Raw genomic sequence first — 18,707 nt, 5'->3', positions numbered from 1 at the left:
TCACGTTCAGATGACCGCCGCAATGCCGATTTCCAGCAGGGCACCGGGTTTGAACAGGCGTGAGACCTCGACCATCATGCTGGTCGGGCGGGATTCGCCGAAGTAGCTCAGGCGCACGGCGGCGTGTTCGGGCAGGCGCGAGAGGTCGGAGAGGTAGGTGTGGATGTTGACGAAGTCGGCGAAGGTCGCGCAGCGGTCGGCGAGGAGCGCGAAGATGATCTCGAAGAGCTGTCTGGTCCGTGCGCCCATGTTGTTGTTGACGATCTTGCCGTCGTGGTCCAGAGCGACCTGGCCGGTGAGCACGAGAGCTTCTGGCCGCCAGCGGGATCTCCGCGACGTTCGAGAAGGCCTCGGCGGGAGGCGGCGCGGTCTCCGGGTCGTGGAAGGTAACCGCCACAAGATCGACGGCAAGCACCCGCCAGGCATGCGACAAGCGAATGATCCGCATACCGTCGATGAGCTACGATCATGGCGATGGCCACGGCCCGGTCTTCCGCGAAGTGACCACACTCGGCTCGTTCACCGCCGCCGCGAAGTTCTAGCGCTACACGCAGTCCGCCGTCTCACGCCAGGTCGCCATGCTCGAAGACGAACTCGGCGCCACCCTCTCCGACCGCAAAGCCCACGCGCGGCTCACCGAAGAAGGTCTCGCCTTGCTCGGCCACGCCGAGACCGTCCTCGACTGCCTCGACATCGCCCGCCGCCAGATCACCGCCCTGCGCGATCTGGACGGCGGCCACCTGCGCACCGGCGCCTTCCCCACCGCGGCGCCGTCCTCGTGCCCGACGAGAGCTAGTTTGGTGCGACGGACGACGCGGCGGGCCGCCAAGCGGTGGTCGCGGGGCAGGGCGACGAACATGGGGTCGTCGAGCAGGCGCGTCGCCTCGGGGAACGAGCCGGTGAGGAGGGCGACGTCGAGGTCGCCTGCGCGGAGGTGGGCGGAGAGACCGTCCGAGAACGACAGTTCAACGCCGCCGAAGTCTCGGTGGAAGGCGACGTGCGCTACGTCGTGCAGGAGTGGACCACCAAACTCGGCCTCGTCGCGGGTCGTCTCGGCACCACCCTCGTCCCCGGCCTCCTGCGCGGCGCCGTCCGCCCGGACCTGGCAATCATGCGCCTGCGCACCGACGAAGCTGCGGGCCCGCCCGGTGTCCGTGTCCACCAACAACCACGTTGTCTCGCAGCGATTCCGGCCCTACCTCGCCGCCGGCACGAAGAAGCTCACTGCCACGACGGCCTTGCTGCACACCGCCGAAGGCAGCACGCAAGAGAACCGGCGGATCACGGGAACCCCCTGGTTGCCGGTGCCCAGCAGCGGCAGCCCCAGCGCCACCACCCCTTCGTTCGCCGCCGCGCGAATGGCCGCTCCGGCGGCGACGCCGATCGCGCGCACCGTCGCGTCGTTGTACTCGTGGCCGTCGTGCGGGGTTACGACCACCGCGAACCGCAGCGGAATCGGGCTGTCGTCGCGCAACGCCAGCAAAAGGGGCCGTTCGGGAGTGACCTCGCCGTCGGGGACCGACGGCCAGTCCGCGTCGGGAAACTGGAGGCTCACCGCGTACCCGAGGTGGCCGAGCGTGCTCCCGACGGAGATCACGATCGCGTCCAGGCCCGCTTCCCACAGCAGTTCCGTGCGCACCACCTCACACGAAACCCCAGCCACCAAGCCCGGGTGACCGGAATCGCCGAGCCTCGGCCCCCAGCCATGACAGCCTGCGTCCTCCCCCCGGCACGAGTTGACCTTCGCCCCACCGCGGACGACCAGACCGGGAACAAGACCGGGAAGAAACAAGAAAACCCGCACTCGCGAAGAGTGCGGGTTTTCCATCGGGTGGAGCTGAGGGGAATCGAACCCCTGACCTTCTCGATGCGAACTATCAGCATGAAAGCCATTGCCGGTCTTTGCCGAGGTCAGAGCGTCGTCGGTGGTCGATCGCGGTCGCTGAGCGTCGGTGCGGTTGCTGTACTTCGCTGCTGTACAGCAGCGCGACAGGCAGAGGCCTCAGGACTCAGCCAGGACGGACCCTATTAGCTGCCTGACTCGCGAGTAGGTTGCCCGCGCACGGCCAGCATCGCATCGTAATCACACCCATTCGGTCGGGTTGGTGGCCTGTTTTCGCAGGTAAATCATTGTGGCCAGGGCCGGGGTCGGACCGACGACCTTCCGCCATTCAGGTCTTGGGTTTTCGCTTCGCCCCGACCGGGGATCGAATAGCCCCAGGCCAGCGACGTAACGCCGACGTGACGTATGACCATAAACGGGGGCGGTCGAGACCGGCTTTGAGACTCCCAGCACCCACCAAACCGGCGGGGTCACTCACCTGGGGCTACCCACGTAACCGCCTAGAGGCTGCCTGAGCCCATCTCCCACAGCAGCGTAGAAGCGCTCCCCGACCTGCGCCGGCTCGTCCTCTGAGCCGGTGCCCAGCGCGCAGGCGAGCGCCGAGTCACGGTTGGCTGCGGCGGCTCTGCGTTCGCACACCGGCCGGCACCACGCCCAGCGCCGAGGAGACGTCGGCGCTACAAACCTCGTGCGCGGTGATCAGCTGGGCGCGGGCCGAGGCTCAATCGCCGCACAGCCAGCCGTACTTGCCGAGTCGTGGCCGGAGGGCGCGATCGACGCTCCACAGGGCGTTGCCCGGCGCGGCCAGCAGGGCGAGGGCAGCGATGATGTACCCGATGGACGGGCCGATGTCGGTAGCGCCTGCCGCGAACCACGGGAGGCCGAACGCTTCCGCCGCGGACCAGATCCCGAACGAGTACACGGCGCTCCCGACATAGACCACATTGGACAGTGTGCCGGTGAGGAGGCCGACCGCGATGAGCGTTTCGACAATGGCCGTCCCGACGCCCAGCCCTGCGGGCGCCACGGCCCCGATGTACTGCCACAGGTCGATCCACTGGCGGATGACGGGAGTGGTGACCTGGTCGTGGATGCCGAACTGGTGCGCGAACACCTGGCCCCGCAGGAACTCAGGCCGCCACTTGAAGGAGGCGTCGATCGCCCACACCACCCCGAACACGATCCGCAGCACGCAGGCCAGCCGGCGACGGCCGGAGGAGGCAGCCGCGGGCTGGTGCAGCTTCTGGTACTCCCGGGGCGCCGCGTACGTTCCGGTTTCTTCCGCGAAACCCCGACGACCGGCCCCGCCGTCGCGGGCGTGCGGTTCTTCGTGCGTCACCGCCGCTCACCCTCTCGACGCCCGCACCACACCCCCGCTGGTATGCCGAAGGACCATCTCAGCGACGGGTGGGCTCGTTGTGACGAGGTATTTGTGTTGGAAAGGCCGCATTCTCGCCATCCTCCATGGCCACCACCCGGGTGTGTAGCGCCGTGCCGCCGGGCCCGGCCGCGGCTGAGCACCGATCGGTGCGCTTCGGCATGAGGCTCGATGTGGCCGAGCAGGTGGTCAGCGGCGACACAGGGCCACTCGGCGGCGGTCAGGGCAGTGTTGAAAAAGGGTGAGAAACGACCGACGCCTTACGGCGGTGGTGGCGCGCTCCGGACAGCAAGCAGATCCGGGCCGTTGATTCCGGTCAAGCCGCAGCGGCATCCCAGGGTCACACGCCGTGCCGTGGCGCTGGTTCGAGCAAACGAACAACCCGCTCTTGACTACTGATCCGGCTTCGCGCGCACGACGGACACTCGATGTCGGTATCGGCCCAGTTCAAAGGCGCGGTCGGCGCGTGCTTCGACCAACACGCCCGGCTCGACCGGCCAGTACGTGAAGTCCTCGGCCCCGGGAAGGCCGGCGAGAACCCCGGAGGCTCGCTGAGGCCCGCCTTTGGCGAGGCGGAGCCGACCGGACAGCGACCCGAGCGCAGTCCGCGACAGGGGCCCGGACAGGCCGACTGCCCGGATCTGCCCGCGGCGGTCGGTCTGGCCGAGCACGAGCGCGGTCGGTCGGGTGGGGCTGCCGGTCACGCCGAGCACGAGCGCGTCGACGTCGTCGTAGTGGCGCACTTTCACCCACCCGGCGCGGCCCCCGCGCAGCGGATACCGGCTGGCCAGCGGCTTCGCGACCGCCCCCTCGATGCCGACGGCCGCCTGCTCGGCGCTGATCCACTCCCGGCCCTGGGCGAGGTCGAGGGTCGAGATCATCAGCTGCACGCCAGCGTTGCCCGCGCCGACCACCGCGGCCAGGCGCTCGCGCCGGCGCGACAGGGGCCACAGCCGCAGGTCGCGGCCGCGGGCGCCGAGCAGGTCGAATGCCACGTAGACCACGGCGATGCCCTCGGCGCGGCGCCGGGCCGGGCCGTAGCCGAGCGCCGCGAACTCCAGCCGCCCCTGCCGGTAGGCACACAGTTCCCCGTCGAACACCACCCGGCCCAGCGCCGCCGCCGCATCGAGGATCTCCGGGAACCGGTCGGTCAGGTCGCTGCCGGTGCGCGACTGCAGCACCCCACCCGGCACGTGCACCACGCACCGCCACCCATCCAGCTTCGGCGAGTACTCGAACGCCCCGGCGGGCAGCACCGCAGCCGACTCGACCACGGCGAGCCGCAGCGGCAGTTCCGGCACGGGCATGTGTCCATCGTCAACCCTGCTGACCAGCAACGCAGAGCTAGACTCGCACGCATGTTCGAAGATCGGCGACCGTCCGGCGAATACGGCAGCGGGGACCTCCCGGTGCGCCCGGCGCTGCGGCACGAGCTGAACCCGGACGGCACGCTCAGCGTCCACCCGCCGAAGCACTGTCCGCGCCGGCACCCCGTGTCCGACTCGGGCACGTTCTCGTGGATCGTGGCGCTGCGCCTGCACTCGCTGATCTGCCACCGCTGCCGCGACGACGGCCACGCCGATCACCAGTGGGCCCTCATCGACCCCGCCTACGAACAAGCCGACCTGGGGCAAGCCACCCGGGCCGGGCTGGAACTGGTCGCCGTGGCACCGGACGAGGTCGCCGGGCCCGGCCGGATCGAGCTGCACGTCGACGGCCACGCGATCGGCGCATCCACGCTCGCGGTCTGCCCTCAGGACCGCGTCGGAGTGCTCGAACACGTCCAGGTCGACGACGGGAGCCGGCGCCGCGGCTACGGGCGGATACTCGCCCTCGCCGCGTTCTCCCGCCTGGGTTGGTCCACCGACGGGCCGCCCTGGGTGCGCGGTGACCGGCGGGTGCGGGCCCTGCGCGCGGCGCAGCACGGTGCCGGGTACACGTGGACGACCACACTGATCGAGAACACCCCCGAGGCACGGGGGTTCGCCGAGTGGCTCCCACTCCCGTCCGTGGGGGAACCGCGGTACTGCTGGCACATGCTCGACGCGGCCGCACGATTCACGTAGTAGGCGGCCGCCGGACCAAGTCCCGTCGGCACGGATGGGACACCGCAAGCCGCATAGGCCCGCATCCGGCGACAACGTCCGCCTCGAAACAAGATCATCCCGTGGCCCGTCCTGCTGGTCACGGGCGGTTTGATGTGGCTTAGCAGGTGAGGGATTCGGATCCGCAAGTGCAGCCGTCCGATTTACAGTGGAAGCTACACAGCTCCGCGCCGGTCAGCCTGGCCGAGCACCAGCGCGGTCGGTCGGGTGGGGCTGCCGGTCACGCCGAGCACCAGCGCGTCGACGTCGTCGAAGTGGCGAACCTTGACCCACCCGGCGCGGCCGTCGAATCCTCCGCGCTGGCGCCCAGTGGCGCCAGCGCGGAGGATTCGACACGACGCATGAGCCGGATGACTGGAGAGGACCGTATATGAGGAGGGTCAAAACCGATCAGGCCTCCGGTCGCTGGGACGGCCCCGGAGCGGCCGCCAGGCGCCGGCGCTTTGACCGGCTTCAGCGGTCGGTGATCAACCCGCTCGACAAGCTCGCCTTCGCACTGCGTATCCCGCCTCCGGGCGACGCCCTGCTGGAGACGATAGGGCGGCGCACCGAACAACCGCGAATCACACCGGTCTGCGACGGTACCGACGGCGACACCTTCTGGATCGTCGCCCAGCACGGACGCAGCGCCGACTACATTCGAAACATCGAGGCCAATCCCCGCGTCCGGGTCAAGGGCAGCTTGTCGCGCACCGGTTGGCGCAGCGGCACGGCACACATCCTCGACGACGACGACCCTTCGGAACGGGTGCGGATCCTCAGCCGCGGCAATCGCTGGCGCCGCCTCTGCCTCCAGGCCTCCGGGGCGGTCGCGACCAGTCCGCTGACCGTACGCATCGATCTCGACCCCCGACGTTAAGCCCGCGCCCGTACACCAAGTGCGTCGCCCGCGTCTACCTCAGCCGCAACAAGGCCACCGCCCGTCCTCTGGACGAGATCACTGCCGATCCACGCCGGCGGCGACATGTCAGAGCGTTGCACATCTAGGGAGCCCGCACGGGCGTCGCCAGCGATGGCGGAGCCGGTATCAGCGGTCCGGCCAACGGTAGTTACGTCGCTGGCCGCGGCGGTGACATGAGTTTGTCGTAGATGCGGGTGAGGTGGTTTTCGACGGCGCGGGTGCTGAGGAACAGCCGTGCGGCGATGTCGGGGTTGGTGTGGCCTTCTTGGACGAGCCGGGCGATCTGGGTTTCCAGGTCGGTGAGAGCGCTGCCGGTTTCGGTGGCGAGGGCGCGGGTGGTCTCGCCTGTGGCGTGGAGTTCGCGGGCGGTGCGTTCGGCGAAGCCGGCCATGCCGATGGTGGTGAACAGGTCGTGCGCGGTGCGCAGCTGGTCGCGGGCGTCGTCGCGGCGGTGTTCGCGGCGCAGCCATTCGCCGTAGAGCAGGTGCGCGCGGGCAAGGTCGGGCCTGATGCGGGTGCGGGCGAGGTGGTCGATGGCGTCGCGGTAGGCGCCTTCGGCGGCCGGTCCGTCGGCGAGCAGGGCGCGTGAGCGGGCCTCGATGCCCAGCGCCCAGTCGGTGCCGGCGGCCCGCAGCAGCGGCGAGAACCAGGCCAAGGTGTCGGTGGCGGGCCTGCGCGCCCCGGTTCGCACGGCCGCCTCTATCACGTCGGCCGCCCCCCATTGGGAAGCAAATCGCTGCTCCGGGTGGTCGTTGTCGATGAGCAGCCGGGCTGCCGCCAGGGCGTCCTCGTAGCGGCCGAGACCGTTGTACAGCAGCACGCTCATCCACGCCGTCGCGCTCACCCCGAGGCCCCCGCCCCGCGCCGCCGTCGCCGTGGCGATCGGCTCGCTCAGCTCGTGGAACTTGGCTTCCCGCCCCTGCCATGCCGCGAGCGCCAAGCCGTCGTAGGGGACGAGCTGGCTCCCGGTTGCCTCGGTGAGTGTCTCGCTCTCCGTGAGCACTGCCTCGGCCTCGGTCAGCTCGCCGGCGAATACGTGGGCGCTCACGCGTGCCTGTAGGGCGAACGGCAGCACGGCGAGCGCGCCGGTGTCCTGGGCAAGCCGGACGTGCCGGCGGGCGAGCACGTCGTACGTCTGGTCGTCCCACAGGTTGCGGGCGGTGAACATGGCGAGCCACAGCCAGCGAAACGCGTCCTCGGGGGCGAGATCCGGGCGGCGGAACGCGGCCAGGGCCTGCTTCAACGGCAGTACCGCGGCCGCGTACCCCTGCAGGAGCTGCGCCGCCAGGCCGTCGAGTAACAGGTCGAGCGGGCGCGGCGGGTCGGGCACCGGAGGTGCGCCGCGGGCGGCCTCCGCCACTGCCAGCACCGTCCCGCTTCCGGCCAGCTGCCCGGCGAACAGTGCCGTATTGAGCGCTTCAAGGTAGGTTTCGCGGGCCAGTCGCGCGTCGAGCGGGGCGAGCCGCCTGGCGGCTGCGAGCAGCAGCGGCGGAGCGTCTCTGCCGCGGTTGGTGGCGAACGCGATCTGGGCGTGCAGCAGCTCGCACCGGGCACGGCGGAATTCGTCGGGTGGACCCGCCTCAGCAACGGCCAGCAGTTCCAGCGCCGCATCCGGCGGACCCGCGTAGCGCTTGGCCCACGCCGCAGCCAGTGCACGCTCGGCCCGCTGGAGAGGGTCGAGGGTCAGTTCGGTGGCGCGTTCCAGGAATGCGGCGGCTGCGGCCACGCCCCCGCGGTCCTGCGCCCGCCCGGCCGAGGCTTCCAGCTCGGCTGCGACCTCGTCGTCCGGTCCGGCGGCGGCGTGGGCGCGGTGCCATGCCCGGCGATCCGGTTCCCGCTGCGGGTCGGTGACGGCGCCCAGTGCGGCGTGTACGCGGCGCCGGTCCTCGGGGGAGGCGGCGCGGTAGAGGGCCGAGCGCACGAGCGGATGCCGGAACCACACCCGTGGAGCGAAGCTGACCAGGCCCGTCTGCTCCGCCGGCGCCGCCGCCGTGATCCCGGTGCCGAGGCGCTCGGCCGCGCGCCACAGCAGCACTGGCTCGCCGCTCGGCTCGGCGGCGGCGACCAGCAGCAGCAACCGGGTCTCGCCCGGTAGTGGCGCCAGCCGCCGGTGGAAACTCTCCTCGATCCGGCTCGGCAGCCCGGCGGTGCCCGGCAGCCCGAACCCACCCGCCAGCTCGGCCGGGCTCAGCCCGCGCGGGAGCTCCAACAGCGCCAGCGGGTTTCCCTGCGTCTCGGCCAGCAGCCGCTCGCGTACCTGCGGGTCCAAGGGGCCATGTAGCGCCGAGGCCAGCAGTTCCCGCGCCGCCTCGGCGGGAAGCCCGCCGATCTTCAGCTGCGGCAGCCCCGTCAGCTCGCTGGTTTCCTGCGGCTCGCGCAGGGTGAAGACCAGGCCCACCGACTCGGCCGACAGCCGCCGTGCCACGAACGCCAGCGTCTGCACCGACGCCTGATCCAGCCACTGCGCGTCGTCCACCAGACACACCAGCGGCCGCGCACGGGCGGCCTCGGCCAGTAAGCTCAGCACCGCTATTCCGACCAGGAATCGATCCGGCGGGCTCGCGCTGGTGCCCAACCCCAGCACCGTCTCCAGCGCGGCCCGTTGCGGCCCGGGCAACCGCGCCAGCCGATCCAGCAGCGGCGCGCACGCCTGGTGCAGGCCCGCGAATGCCAGCTCGGTCTCCGACTGGATGCCGGCCGCGCGCACCACCCGACACCCCCCGGCGATCTCGGCCGCGTACTCCAGCAACGCCGTCTTGCCCACCCCCGGCTCGCCACGCACCACCAGGACCCGGCTCTGGCCGACCCGCACGGCCTCGACCAACTGGTCGAACTCCACCCGCTCCCTGTGCCGGTTCCGCAACATCTCGCACCACCGCCACCCGCGCTACGCCACCACGCCAGCCTGATCACACAGCCCACGGCGACCTAATCGGGCCCTCAACCATAGCGCCGCCCACCGCGTGCCGCCCTGCAATCGGCCCTCCCACGCCGCTCACCACCCCAGGACGCCACGCGGTGGTTGCTGCCTTTCAGACGGCCCGCGACGTCCTGCCGGATTGCATCGGCCGTTTTGAGGGCAGCCTGACGACATGGCGCACGAGGCTGGGCTGCTGACCCCGGCAATCACGGGCCTTCGGAGGGTTGCGTGGCCGCCGACACCGCAATGTACGCACTCGTGCGCGACTCCCCAGCCGTCCACTCCCACGACCCCATTTCGACGGTGTGCGAATGGCCAGCACCTTCAACGACGAGCACCTGCACCACCTGGTCCGGCGATACCGTGCACGCCCGTTCGTCGATGCCGAACTGTGGGCCGGCAAGGTCGTGCGCGCGGTGCGCGCGAGCACCTCCCGCCGTCTCGACGACGACGCTCTCGTCGAGCTGACCGGACTAACCGTCGAGCAGATCCACGCCGGCATCGAGTGGCACACTGACCGTCAGTGATCACCTTTGTGGCGGAGGAACTACTGATCCGGCTTCGCACGGACGACGGACACTCGATGCCGGTATCGACCCAGTTCAAAGGCGCGGTCTGCGCGCGCCTCGACCACCACGCCGGGCTCGACTGGCCAGAAGGTGAAGTCCTCGGCACCGGGAAGGCCCGCGAGAATCCCGGACGCTCGCTGAGGCCCGCGGTTGGCAAGTCGGAGCCGCCCGGCCCTCCCCGCGAGACGCGGGGGTAGTGGCACAGTAAGTGCAGGCCGAACCACGGAGCGGATGCGAGGAGACAGCGTGACCGACACTGCGCGAAACGGAGGATGGTTACACGTGGCACAGTCAGTCGCGGCTCCGCCTGATGGTTCCAACGCGGGCGAGGTGATCCGCTGGTACCGGCAGCAGCACAACCTCACCCAGCAGGACGCCGCTGACATGCTCAGCACCACGCAGTCGTAGGTGTCCAAGATCGAGAAGGGCAAGCTGGTCCCCGGCGTCGCCGAACTGCGGTCGATCGCGAGCAAGCTGCACATTCCGCCGGAGCGTCTGGGTGTCCTGCCCGACCGCTCGGCTGACGCCGTTGAGCAGCTGTATGCCGAGGTGGAACGGCGTGAGGGGCGCCTAGCCGAGCTGGGCGCGAAGAAGCTCACCCGCCAGATCTCCGAGCAGCACCAGGACATGCGCCCGCTGCTCGTCGCGTTTTCCGAGTGCCACGAGCTCTTCGGCAACGCCGAGCACGGCAAAACCGCCGCTGACCTGGCCGTTCAGGTGGTGAAGCGGGGGCGCAAGACGGGCGTCAGCACCGTGTTCGACACCCAGTCCTCGCGGGCGGACGCGATCCCGTCGCAGCTGGTGGAGAACGTCGGCGCGAACGGCTGTTTCTCCGTGAAGACCTGGCGTTCCAACGACGGATTCCTCGGTGACGGCAGCTTCGCCGCCGGCATCCGGGCCACGGAACTGCGGTTCAACGTCGACCGCGGCACCATGGTCGCCACCGGCATGACCGACGAGCTGTTCGAGATCGTGCGCACGTTCTTCGTCGAGGTCGACGACGACCGCGGCTGGGACCAGGCCACCGAGGTCATCGAACGGGCAATGGCCCAGCTCAAGCCTTCAAGCCCGGTACCGCCGTGGCCGGTGCTCGCCCGGCCGTCCAGCTCGACGCCCCGCGCGACCTGCTCGACGACGTGCTCGACGTCCTGAGCGACGAGGACAAGGTCAACGCCACCGACGTGGCCGCCCGCCTGCGGGAACTCGCCCCCGGCCACCGGCCCTACCAGGGCCTCACCGCCGAGAAACTCGCCGACGCGCTCAAGCGTGAGGGCGTCAAGGTCACCAAGGTCAGCGTCCTCACGGTGTTCACGGAGCGTGTTCGCGCCGCGATCGCCAAGCGGGACGCCGACGCGTAGGGAGGGAACCAGCCCGCTGTCCCCGAACCCCGCCCACAGCGGGCCGGGGACAGCGGCGCTCCCTCGTTTCCCGCATTCCCTTCCCGATCATCGTCGCTGATCAGACACAGGGAGCCGCCCGAGGCGGCTGGGAAGGGGATTTTCCCTTCCCGAACCCGGATTCCCTCGCCCGCTCCCTGCTGATTTCCCCACCTCGCCCAAACCTCACCATGCCCGAAATTGATTACACACAGTGATATTTGGATCCAGCAAGCGCTCAACGCGGCCGGCCGCGAAGCACCGCTGGGCAAAGCGGTCTGGCGACTGCACCGCTGACGCCATCACCCGCACACCGACACCCCATCCACGCCAAGGAGGCATCCCCCGTGACCACCCGGCCGGACCCCGCCGCAATCGCGGCGAAGCTGCGCCAGACCGCCACCGTCGAGGAAGGCGCCGCGCACCTGAAGGCGCTGCACCTGGACCGCGAGCAGCTGCTCGCCGTCGCCGCCGCGCTCATGCTCACCCGCATCCCCGCCCGGCTGAGCATGAAGAAGCTCACCGAACACATGCTCAACCAGGCCATCGGCGCCCGCCGCAAGTTCGAGGGCCTGCGGAGCTGGTGATGGCCCACTACAGCCGCGACGAGGTTGCGATGCTCGCGCTGGCCGCCCACGAGGTCGCCCACGCCGTCGCCTGCAAAGCCGCCGCCAGCACCCGAGCGGGGCGACTGCGCGTCATCCGCGTGGTCATCACCCCCGAGCGCGGGTTCATCCAGCACTCCGATGTGGACCCCGGCAACCAGGACCAGGTCAACACCGCGCTGATCGTCACCCTCGCCGGCCGCGAAGGCGCCGCCCGCTGGGTCCAGCGCCACGACGGCGCCTGGCGCGGTGAGGCGATGCGCTGGGCCGCCGGAGGATGCGGCTCGGACCTGGCGTTCTTCAAGCGCATGAAGCGCCACTCCGACCGCTCCACGAGCTGGCTCGAAAACCGGGCCCGCGCGGTGGTGGCGAGCAACTGGGGCCGCATCGACCGCCTCGCCCACAAGCTCGTCGACCAGGGCCACCTGTCCGGCAGCACGTTCAGCTGACCCACCCCCGCGAGAGGAGAACCCGAGGATGGCCAAAACCATCCCCGCCCAGTGCCCCTACGTCGCACGGTACGGGGAGCACAGCTACGGCTACGCCGTCACCAAGAAGTTCGCGCGCAAGGGCACCTGGTCCTGCGACGGCTGCACCCACACCATCGTCGCCCGCGAAAAGGACCTACCCGCCCCGTTCCAGCTGCCCTAGCCACCAGCCTCTGACCCCGTCTCACAAACCAACACCCCGCACGTCCGCACTCCGCAACGACGAGCGCACCTTCGACAGACCGCGGCATGACCGCCCACGTTCTCCGCCGGGCCGCGCGGCCGGCACCGACGCCCCGCGCGGCCCGGCGACACCACCCGACCCTGTCCGGAAAGGACGCCCGCGATGTTCCTTCCTGCCCCCGACCTGTCCACCACCGACGCGTACGCGTGCCTGCGCGTGCACACCCCGACCGTGCTCACCGACGCGACCGGCGCGATCTTCGCCGTCGGCGTCACCCGCCCCGCCGCCGCGGCCGACATGATCCGCGCCGCCGCCCCCGCGCTCGACCTGCCTGCACCGGACCGGGTCGACGCACAAACCTCCCGGCTGCGCTGGTTCGCCTACACCCACCCGGCACGACCCGGTGACGCGTTCCTGCGGGCCGCCGCGCCCGGCGAGGACGGGGCCTTCCCGGTCGTGATCTGGCGGCCGCCGACCAGGCCCGCGCCCGCGCCGTCCACGACGCGATCCGCGCCCTGAGCGTGATGGGAGTAGCGGCATGAGCGGCCGACCGGACCCCAAGCCCACCGGCAACCCGTGGGACCTGCACGAGGCGATCACCCGCGCGCAAGAGCAGCTCGCCCGCGCGCGCCGCGCCGCGGAGACGCCCGGGAGCAAGAGCTGAGCCTCCGCACCTGACCCGACACCCCACCTGCCAGCAGCCTGCACCGTCGACAACCAAACATCGCGGGCACCAACCCGTTCCTGTGCGAACTCGCGACGCCCCGGCCCTGTGGCCGGGGCGAGTTCGTGCTGTCCGCACCGACCCGAGAAGGAGTGTTTGTCATGGCTGGACTTCCCGAGATCACGATGGCCGGAACGCTGACCGCGGACCCGGAGATGCGGTTCACCCCCGCCGGCGCGGGCGTGTGCTCGTTCACCCTCGCCGCCAACGATCGCCGGTTCGACAAGGAATCCGGCGAGTGGCGCGACGCCGGCGCGACGTTCCTGCGCTGCACCGTGTGGCGTCGCCAGGCTGAGAACGTCGCCGACTGCCGCAAGGGCGACCGGCTGCTCGTCACCGGCGAGCTGCGCCAGTCGGAGTGGGACGACAAGAACACCGGCGAGAAGCGCTACGGCTTCGACGTACAGGTCCGCGAAGCCGCCCTGTCGATGCTGTTTCACCCGGCCAAGTCCGCCCGACCCGACCGCACCACCGGCGGTGGCGGTGCGGATGCGTGGGCGTTCCCGGCCCCGCACCCCGGTGGGTCGGCGGACGCCCCTCCGTTCTGACCCGGAAGCACGGTGATCGGCGGTGGGCGAGGGCACGAGGTACCACGCGGCCGACGTCGCAGCCTGGCTTGCCGAGCACGCGGACGCCGACCCGAGCCCCGCCCGTCGCGCGGGTCGGGTGGTGGCGGGGGCCTGGAACGCACGCGAGTTCTACGCCTCAGCCATCCTCCCGGCCCTCGCGGCCTGTCTGGCCGCATCCGGCCGCCCGGTGCGCGAGCTGGAGGCAGTCGCGGATCGGCTGGCCCGGCGCTTCGGGGCGCACCTGCATGACGTCGGGGCCTGGGACCCCAACCCGCACTGGCGAAAGGAGATCAGCAGATGAGTCAGGCGCAACGCGCGGCACTGCGCGCGGCCGCGTTGGAGATTGCTGGCAGGGGGTGGAAAGTCTTCCCGTGCCGACCGGGCACCAAAGCCTCGTTCTGGCACCGAAAAGACGACTGCCGATCGGTCGGGGTGTGCGCGGCCGGGCACGTCACCCCGGAATCGCTGGCCACGTCCGATCTGGACAAGGTCGACGCCAAGTGGTCCGCGGGCGTGCCGTACAACATCGCGCTCTTCCCGGGCCCGTCCGGGCTGTTCCTGCTCGACTGCGACCAGCCCAAGCCCGGCCACAAGGGCGAGCACGACCCGGACGGCTGGACACAGCTCCAAGCGCTCGCGGCCGAGCGCGGCGGGCCGCTGCCCAACACCTACACCGTCGCCACCCCAACCGGCGGCCGGCACCTGCTCTACACCGCGCCACCCGGCTGCCACCTTCGCTCCACCGTCAAGCACATCAGCAGCAACATCGACACCCGCGGCTGGGGCGGCTACGCCCTCGCGCCCGGATCGATCCGCCCCGACGGGGCCTACGAGCTACTCGACGACACGTGGCCGGTCGAGCTGCCGGGGTGGTTGGTCCAAGCCACCGTCGAACACGCCTCCACGGCCCTCTCAAGCGCAACCGGACGGCCGCAGCCGCGCCGGATGCCTACACCGACAAGGCAGTGCGGGACGAGTGCGATCGCGTCCGCACGGCCCGGCCAGGCACCCGCAACAAAGTCCTCTCCACCGCCGCCTACGCCCTCGGCCAACTCGTCGGAGCCGAGCTGCTGGACGAGACCTACGCCCGCAACCACCTCCAGGCCGCGGTCGCGACCTGGAACACCCCTGCATCAGCCAGCAAAGACGACGGCGTGATCGACACCGCCCTGCGCGCGGGCATCGGCAACCCGCGCCGCGTCACCCCACGCCGTGGCAACCGCCGCGCCGCGTGACCCGACTGACCCAACTCTGGAGGTGATCACCGATGGCTCGACAGCACCCGTGGGTGCTCGCGGCGGTCGCATGGAGCACTGACCGCGAATTCACGCGCGGCACCTGGTGCGGCAAACCACTGCTGTCGCACGGCATCGCGCCACGCGACAAGCTCGCCACCCGCCGCCAACTACGCGCCCAGGGTCGGCGCCCTGGAGGGCAGGACCCCGCCGCGTTCCTGTACTTCCGCTGCCGCAAGGCCGCGAAAATCGTCTACGCCGACCTCTACCTCATCGAGCACGCCAAACCGGTGCGGCCGATGACCCCGGCCAAAGAAGCCGCGCTGGACAAGGCCATGACTGCGCGGCGCACCTGCCGTGAATGCGGCGAAACCGGGTGGGCCGAGCTACCCCGTGCACATCGCACCTGCGAACCCTGCTGCTACAGCGCCGGACTCCCACCCGACAGCTACCTGCACGACTACCTGATCGGCGAACCCACGCTCAACGCCATCGAGCACGCCGAGCACGACGAACGGAACCAGCACGCTCGACGGCTGGAGCTTGCCGCACGAGCTGGTGCGGCAGGCACGACCGCGCTGGAACCCGCCGCGTGACCGCCGGGGATGCCCGGCCGACACGACTGCACAGCACGACCCGAGGGAGCCTGTCATGCCTGATCTGGACACCGCGCTGTCGGCGATCGACGCCGCCATCGCCGAACCCGACGGCGACACCCGCACGGTCTGCGGACACTGCGGGACGTCGCTGGCCGGGTCGCCCTCCGATGACTTCTGCACCGAGGACTGTCAAAACCGTTGGCTGGCCGCGCACGCGGCCGGCCCCGACCCCGTCGACAACGGCGCGAGCCCTGACCAAGACATGGCCGAGCACGAACCGGCCCAGCCGATGCCGTACATGCCGCCACCGCCACCACCACCCACCGGGGCGGAGATCCTCGACAAGGTGGCCGCGTTCGTCAGGCGGTTCAACGTGTTCCCCTCCGAACACTGCGCCCCCATGCTCGCGCTCTGGTACGCCCACACCCACGCCGCCGAACACTTCTACGTCACCCCGCGCCTGATCCTCGACTCCGCCGAACCAGGCAGCGGCAAGACACGGGTTCTCGAAGTCGCACAGTTCTTGGTCCGGTCGGCGGAGATGACGCTCTCGGCCACCACCGCCGCGCTGTTCCGGCTCGTGTCCGACGGCCCGATCACCATCCTGTTCGACGAAGTCGACGCCATCTTCAACCCCCAGAAGGGAGGCAACACCGAAGACCTGCGCGCCATGCTCAACGCCGGATACAAGCGCTCCGCCACCATCCCGCGCTGCGTCGGCGACGCCCGCGCCATGAAGGTCGAGCGATTCAAGGTCTACGCCCCCGTCGTGCTGGCAGGCATCGCCGGCCACATGCCCGACACCATCACCACCCGCGCCATCACCATCCACATGCGCCGCCGCGCCCCCGGCGAAACCGTCGAGCCATTCAAGGACGCGTGGTCGAACGCCAGGCCGCGCCGCTGCGCGATCGGCTCGCCACCTGGGTCAGCAGCGTCGCCAACCAACTCGGAGACGCCGAGCCCGAGATGCCCGACGGCGTCACCGACCGCTCAGCCGAGATCTGGGAACCGCTGCTGGCGATCGCCGACGCCGCGGGCGATCACTGGCCCGAAACCGCCCGCGCCGCCTGCGCACACTTCGTCGCCAGCAACAGCAACCGCAACGGCAGCCTCGGCACACAACTGCTGGCCGACATGCGACGCATCTTCACCGAACGCAACACCGACCGCCTGCCCACCACATTCATCGTGGCCGCACTGCTGGAAATGGAGGAATCCGACTGGGCCGACGTACACGGGAAACCGATCGACCCCCGCAAAATGGCAAAAGAACTCGCCCGCTACGGCGTCAAACCCAGCGCGTTCAAGTACGACGGGGACACCGTCAAGGGCTACCAGACCACCGGCGAGACCGGCCTCACCGACGCCTGGAGCCGCTACCTGCCCACCGACCCCCGTCAGTAACGGTAACTGCGGTAACCACGGTAACCGCGCAGGTCAGACGGTTACCGATCCAACCGCGGTTACCGATCCATCGGTAACCGGTAACCGACGCCACCGGCCCGGGTTACCGATCCATCGGTAACCCGGACACCCATCGGTAACCGCCTGACCAGGCACGTTACCGCAGTTACCGCAGTTACCCCACCTGCCAGCTCCTACCGGAACCCCTCATCGGTAACTGCACTCGCTTCGCACCCCGCGCCCGCCCCCAGCGTCGGGTCGAGCTCACTTCTGGAGGCCAACCCGCCATGGATACCCGCGCCCTCGTCGCCACCCGCAGCGCGCGCCACCAGCCCGCCGCACGGCACCCCGTCACGCCCGCAACCGCCCCTGAAACCGGAGGTGCGCTTTGAGCCAGACGATTCAGCCCAAGTGGCACACAGTGCCCGAAGTAGCCCAGATGCTCGGTTACGGCCTTTCGAAAACCAAGCAGCTCGTTGCCACCGGCCAGATCCGGTCTATTAAGGATGGCGGTAACCGTCGGGTTCTGCCTGCCTGGGTTGACGACTACATTGCTCGACTCGTGGAGGAGGCGGCCTGATATGGCGGGCAAGGGACGCGCAAACGGGGAAGGATCGATTTACCCGTTCCGCAACGGATTTGCGGCGTACGTGTGGGTATCCACTCCGACCGGCGAAAGGAAGCGCAAGTACGTCTACGGCCCGACGCGCGACGTGGTTCACGAAAAGTGGCTCAAGCTCCACCAGGCGTCTAAGAACGGCCCGGTGGCGACGTCAGTGCCGCGCGTGCACGAGTACCTGAATTACTGGCTGACGGAGGTGATCAAACCGAACCGCGCCCCGCTGACGTATGTGAACTACGAGCTGTTCACTCGGCTCTACATCAACCCGACGTTGGGCGGCCAACGGCTAGACAAGCTCGGTGTGCGCGACGTTCAGAAGTGGATCAACGCCATTCCGGGGATCTGTCAGTGCTGCGCTCAGGGAAAGGACGCGCGACGAGACGAGAAGCGCCGCCGGTGCCGTGCGCTGAGCGCTCGGCTGTGCTGCAAGGACGCGCCGTCGGCCCGGACCGTCTCCGACATCCGAGCGTGCCTGCGTGCGGCACTGAACCACGCGATACGCGAGGAGCTGATCGGGCGGAACGTCGCGGAGCTGGTGACGCTGCCGACCGTCCGCAAGCGCAAGCGAACGGCCTGGACGAGCGAGGAGGCCAGGAAGTTCCTGGAGTCGGCTCGGGACGCTCGGGACCCGATGTACGCCGGGTACGTGCTCGCGGTCGTCCTGGGCCTGCGCAAGGGCGAAATCTTGGGGCTGACGTGGGACGCGCTCGACTTCGACAACGGCGAGCTGGCCGTCAGTCATCAGCTTCAGCGTGCCAGCGGCGAGTTGCTGCACCGCGAGACGAAGACGGCCGCGTCAGACGACACTATGCCGCTGCCGTCCATCGTCGTCGCTGCCCTGGAGAAGCGCCGGCGGGACCAGGCGGCCGACCGGAAGGAGGCTGAGGTGGCATGGCACCCCACCGACCTGGTGTTCACCACCAAGTACGGCCTGCCGATCGACCCCCGGAACTTCAACCGGTCCTGGGACAACCGAGTCGCGCGCTCCGGAGTCCGGAAGATCACCGTGCACGATGGCCGGCGATCCTGCGGGACGCTGCTGGTCGACCTGGACGTGCACCCCCGGGTGATCATGCGGATCCTGCGGCACGCGCAGTTCTCGATGACGATGGAGATCTACTCACAGGCGTCTTCCAAGAAGACACGGACGCGCTCAAGCGCCTGGGCGAGAGCCTCGACGAG

At 69.9% G+C, this 18,707-nt stretch carries 21 protein-coding genes and 4 pseudogenes; 19 read left to right on the top strand and 6 right to left on the bottom strand.

Annotated features, from left to right (window positions below; translation table 11 throughout):
- Positions 1 to 6 precede the first annotated feature (6 nt).
- The 5 genes and pseudogenes from I6J71_RS02700 to I6J71_RS02685 all read right to left on the bottom strand — a co-directional run bounded on the left by I6J71_RS02700 (position 7) and on the right by I6J71_RS02685 (position 4,528).
- On the bottom strand, positions 7 to 303 hold the full coding sequence (locus tag I6J71_RS02700; RefSeq protein WP_204093270.1) for a RidA family protein: 297 nt from the start codon (positions 301 to 303) through the stop codon (positions 7 to 9).
- Positions 304 to 805: 502 nt separating this feature from the next.
- Positions 806 to 1,162, bottom strand: a pseudogene (locus I6J71_RS50265) (LysR family transcriptional regulator substrate-binding protein); the annotation flags it as partial.
- A gap of 33 nt (positions 1,163 to 1,195) precedes the next feature.
- Positions 1,196 to 1,639, bottom strand: coding sequence for a hypothetical protein (locus tag I6J71_RS47530; RefSeq protein ID WP_239154386.1), 444 nt, complete (start codon positions 1,637 to 1,639; stop codon positions 1,196 to 1,198).
- A gap of 925 nt (positions 1,640 to 2,564) precedes the next feature.
- On the bottom strand, positions 2,565 to 3,182 hold the full coding sequence (locus tag I6J71_RS02690; RefSeq protein WP_204093268.1) for a hypothetical protein: 618 nt from the start codon (positions 3,180 to 3,182) through the stop codon (positions 2,565 to 2,567).
- A gap of 431 nt (positions 3,183 to 3,613) precedes the next feature.
- Positions 3,614 to 4,528: a hypothetical protein gene (locus tag I6J71_RS02685; protein WP_204093267.1), complete on the bottom strand. Its 915-nt coding sequence runs from the start codon at positions 4,526 to 4,528 to the stop codon at positions 3,614 to 3,616.
- Positions 4,529 to 4,579: 51 nt separating this feature from the next.
- Between I6J71_RS02685 and I6J71_RS02680 the strand changes: the two genes are divergently transcribed.
- A complete protein-coding gene (locus I6J71_RS02680; protein WP_204093266.1) occupies positions 4,580 to 5,287 on the top strand; it encodes a hypothetical protein in 708 nt (235 codons plus the stop codon).
- Positions 5,288 to 5,696: 409 nt separating this feature from the next.
- Complete coding sequence (locus tag I6J71_RS02675; protein WP_204093265.1) at positions 5,697 to 6,185, top strand: nitroreductase/quinone reductase family protein; 489 nt, start codon at positions 5,697 to 5,699, stop codon at positions 6,183 to 6,185.
- A 190-nt stretch (positions 6,186 to 6,375) separates the two neighbouring features.
- Here I6J71_RS02675 and I6J71_RS02670 read toward each other — a convergent pair whose 3' ends face one another.
- Positions 6,376 to 9,066, bottom strand: a complete 2,691-nt coding sequence (locus tag I6J71_RS02670; RefSeq protein ID WP_239154385.1) for an AAA family ATPase — start codon at positions 9,064 to 9,066, stop codon at positions 6,376 to 6,378.
- Between the two features lie 392 nt (positions 9,067 to 9,458).
- On the opposite strand from I6J71_RS02670, the gene I6J71_RS02665 reads away from it, so the two are divergent.
- The 17 genes and pseudogenes from I6J71_RS02665 to I6J71_RS50260 form a co-directional block, all read left to right on the top strand.
- Positions 9,459 to 9,674, top strand: a complete 216-nt coding sequence (locus I6J71_RS02665) for a hypothetical protein (protein WP_204093263.1) — start codon at positions 9,459 to 9,461, stop codon at positions 9,672 to 9,674.
- 324 nt (positions 9,675 to 9,998) lie between these two features.
- Positions 9,999 to 10,124, top strand: coding sequence for a helix-turn-helix transcriptional regulator (locus I6J71_RS02660; RefSeq protein ID WP_204093262.1), 126 nt, complete (start codon positions 9,999 to 10,001; stop codon positions 10,122 to 10,124).
- Positions 10,125 to 10,868, top strand: coding sequence for a hypothetical protein (locus I6J71_RS02655; RefSeq protein WP_204093261.1), 744 nt, complete (start codon positions 10,125 to 10,127; stop codon positions 10,866 to 10,868).
- Positions 10,853 to 11,074: a hypothetical protein gene (locus I6J71_RS02650; RefSeq protein WP_204093260.1), complete on the top strand. Its 222-nt coding sequence runs from the start codon at positions 10,853 to 10,855 to the stop codon at positions 11,072 to 11,074. Before I6J71_RS02655 ends, I6J71_RS02650 begins: the two co-directional genes overlap by 16 nt.
- A gap of 365 nt (positions 11,075 to 11,439) precedes the next feature.
- Positions 11,440 to 11,679, top strand: a complete 240-nt coding sequence (locus tag I6J71_RS02645) for a hypothetical protein (protein ID WP_204093259.1) — start codon at positions 11,440 to 11,442, stop codon at positions 11,677 to 11,679.
- Positions 11,679 to 12,146 (top strand): hypothetical protein, encoded by a 468-nt coding sequence (locus tag I6J71_RS02640; protein WP_204093258.1) that lies wholly within the window; start codon positions 11,679 to 11,681, stop codon positions 12,144 to 12,146. The genes I6J71_RS02645 and I6J71_RS02640 overlap by 1 nt, the downstream gene beginning before the upstream one ends.
- A 28-nt stretch (positions 12,147 to 12,174) precedes the next feature.
- Positions 12,175 to 12,348: a hypothetical protein gene (locus I6J71_RS02635; protein WP_204093257.1), complete on the top strand. Its 174-nt coding sequence runs from the start codon at positions 12,175 to 12,177 to the stop codon at positions 12,346 to 12,348.
- 183 nt (positions 12,349 to 12,531) lie between these two features.
- The gene (locus tag I6J71_RS02630; protein WP_239154384.1) at positions 12,532 to 12,888 is read left to right on the top strand and encodes a hypothetical protein; all 357 of its coding nucleotides are present in this window, start codon (positions 12,532 to 12,534) and stop codon (positions 12,886 to 12,888) included.
- A gap of 19 nt (positions 12,889 to 12,907) precedes the next feature.
- Positions 12,908 to 13,033: a hypothetical protein gene (locus I6J71_RS49645; RefSeq protein WP_255570739.1), complete on the top strand. Its 126-nt coding sequence runs from the start codon at positions 12,908 to 12,910 to the stop codon at positions 13,031 to 13,033.
- A gap of 161 nt (positions 13,034 to 13,194) precedes the next feature.
- Positions 13,195 to 13,641: a single-stranded DNA-binding protein gene (gene ssb / locus I6J71_RS02625; RefSeq protein ID WP_204093256.1), complete on the top strand. Its 447-nt coding sequence runs from the start codon at positions 13,195 to 13,197 to the stop codon at positions 13,639 to 13,641.
- Between the two features lie 22 nt (positions 13,642 to 13,663).
- On the top strand, positions 13,664 to 13,963 hold the full coding sequence (locus tag I6J71_RS02620; RefSeq protein WP_204093255.1) for a hypothetical protein: 300 nt from the start codon (positions 13,664 to 13,666) through the stop codon (positions 13,961 to 13,963).
- A pseudogene (locus I6J71_RS47525) lies at positions 13,960 to 14,475 on the top strand (bifunctional DNA primase/polymerase); the annotation flags it as partial. The gene I6J71_RS02620 and the pseudogene I6J71_RS47525, both read left to right, overlap by 4 nt.
- Positions 14,476 to 14,627: 152 nt before the next feature.
- The gene (locus I6J71_RS47520; RefSeq protein WP_239155646.1) at positions 14,628 to 14,897 is read left to right on the top strand and encodes a hypothetical protein; all 270 of its coding nucleotides are present in this window, start codon (positions 14,628 to 14,630) and stop codon (positions 14,895 to 14,897) included.
- A 32-nt stretch (positions 14,898 to 14,929) separates the two neighbouring features.
- Positions 14,930 to 15,493 (top strand): RRQRL motif-containing zinc-binding protein, encoded by a 564-nt coding sequence (locus I6J71_RS02610; protein WP_239154383.1) that lies wholly within the window; start codon positions 14,930 to 14,932, stop codon positions 15,491 to 15,493.
- Positions 15,494 to 15,548: 55 nt separating this feature from the next.
- Positions 15,549 to 16,903 (top strand): annotated as a pseudogene (locus tag I6J71_RS02605) (DUF3631 domain-containing protein).
- A gap of 439 nt (positions 16,904 to 17,342) precedes the next feature.
- Entirely contained in the window at positions 17,343 to 17,483 is a 141-nt protein-coding gene (locus I6J71_RS02600) for a DNA-binding protein (protein ID WP_204096827.1), read from the top strand.
- A 1-nt stretch (position 17,484) separates the two neighbouring features.
- Positions 17,485 to 18,597, top strand: a pseudogene (locus I6J71_RS50260) (tyrosine-type recombinase/integrase); the annotation flags it as partial.
- Between the last annotated feature and the right edge of the window lie 110 nt (positions 18,598 to 18,707).

Origin of the sequence: Amycolatopsis sp. FDAARGOS 1241 (genome assembly GCF_016889705.1) — a bacterium.
In the GTDB taxonomy this organism is placed as follows: Bacteria; Actinomycetota; Actinomycetes; order Mycobacteriales; family Pseudonocardiaceae; genus Amycolatopsis.
This window is presented reverse-complemented; position numbering and strand designations above follow the sequence as displayed.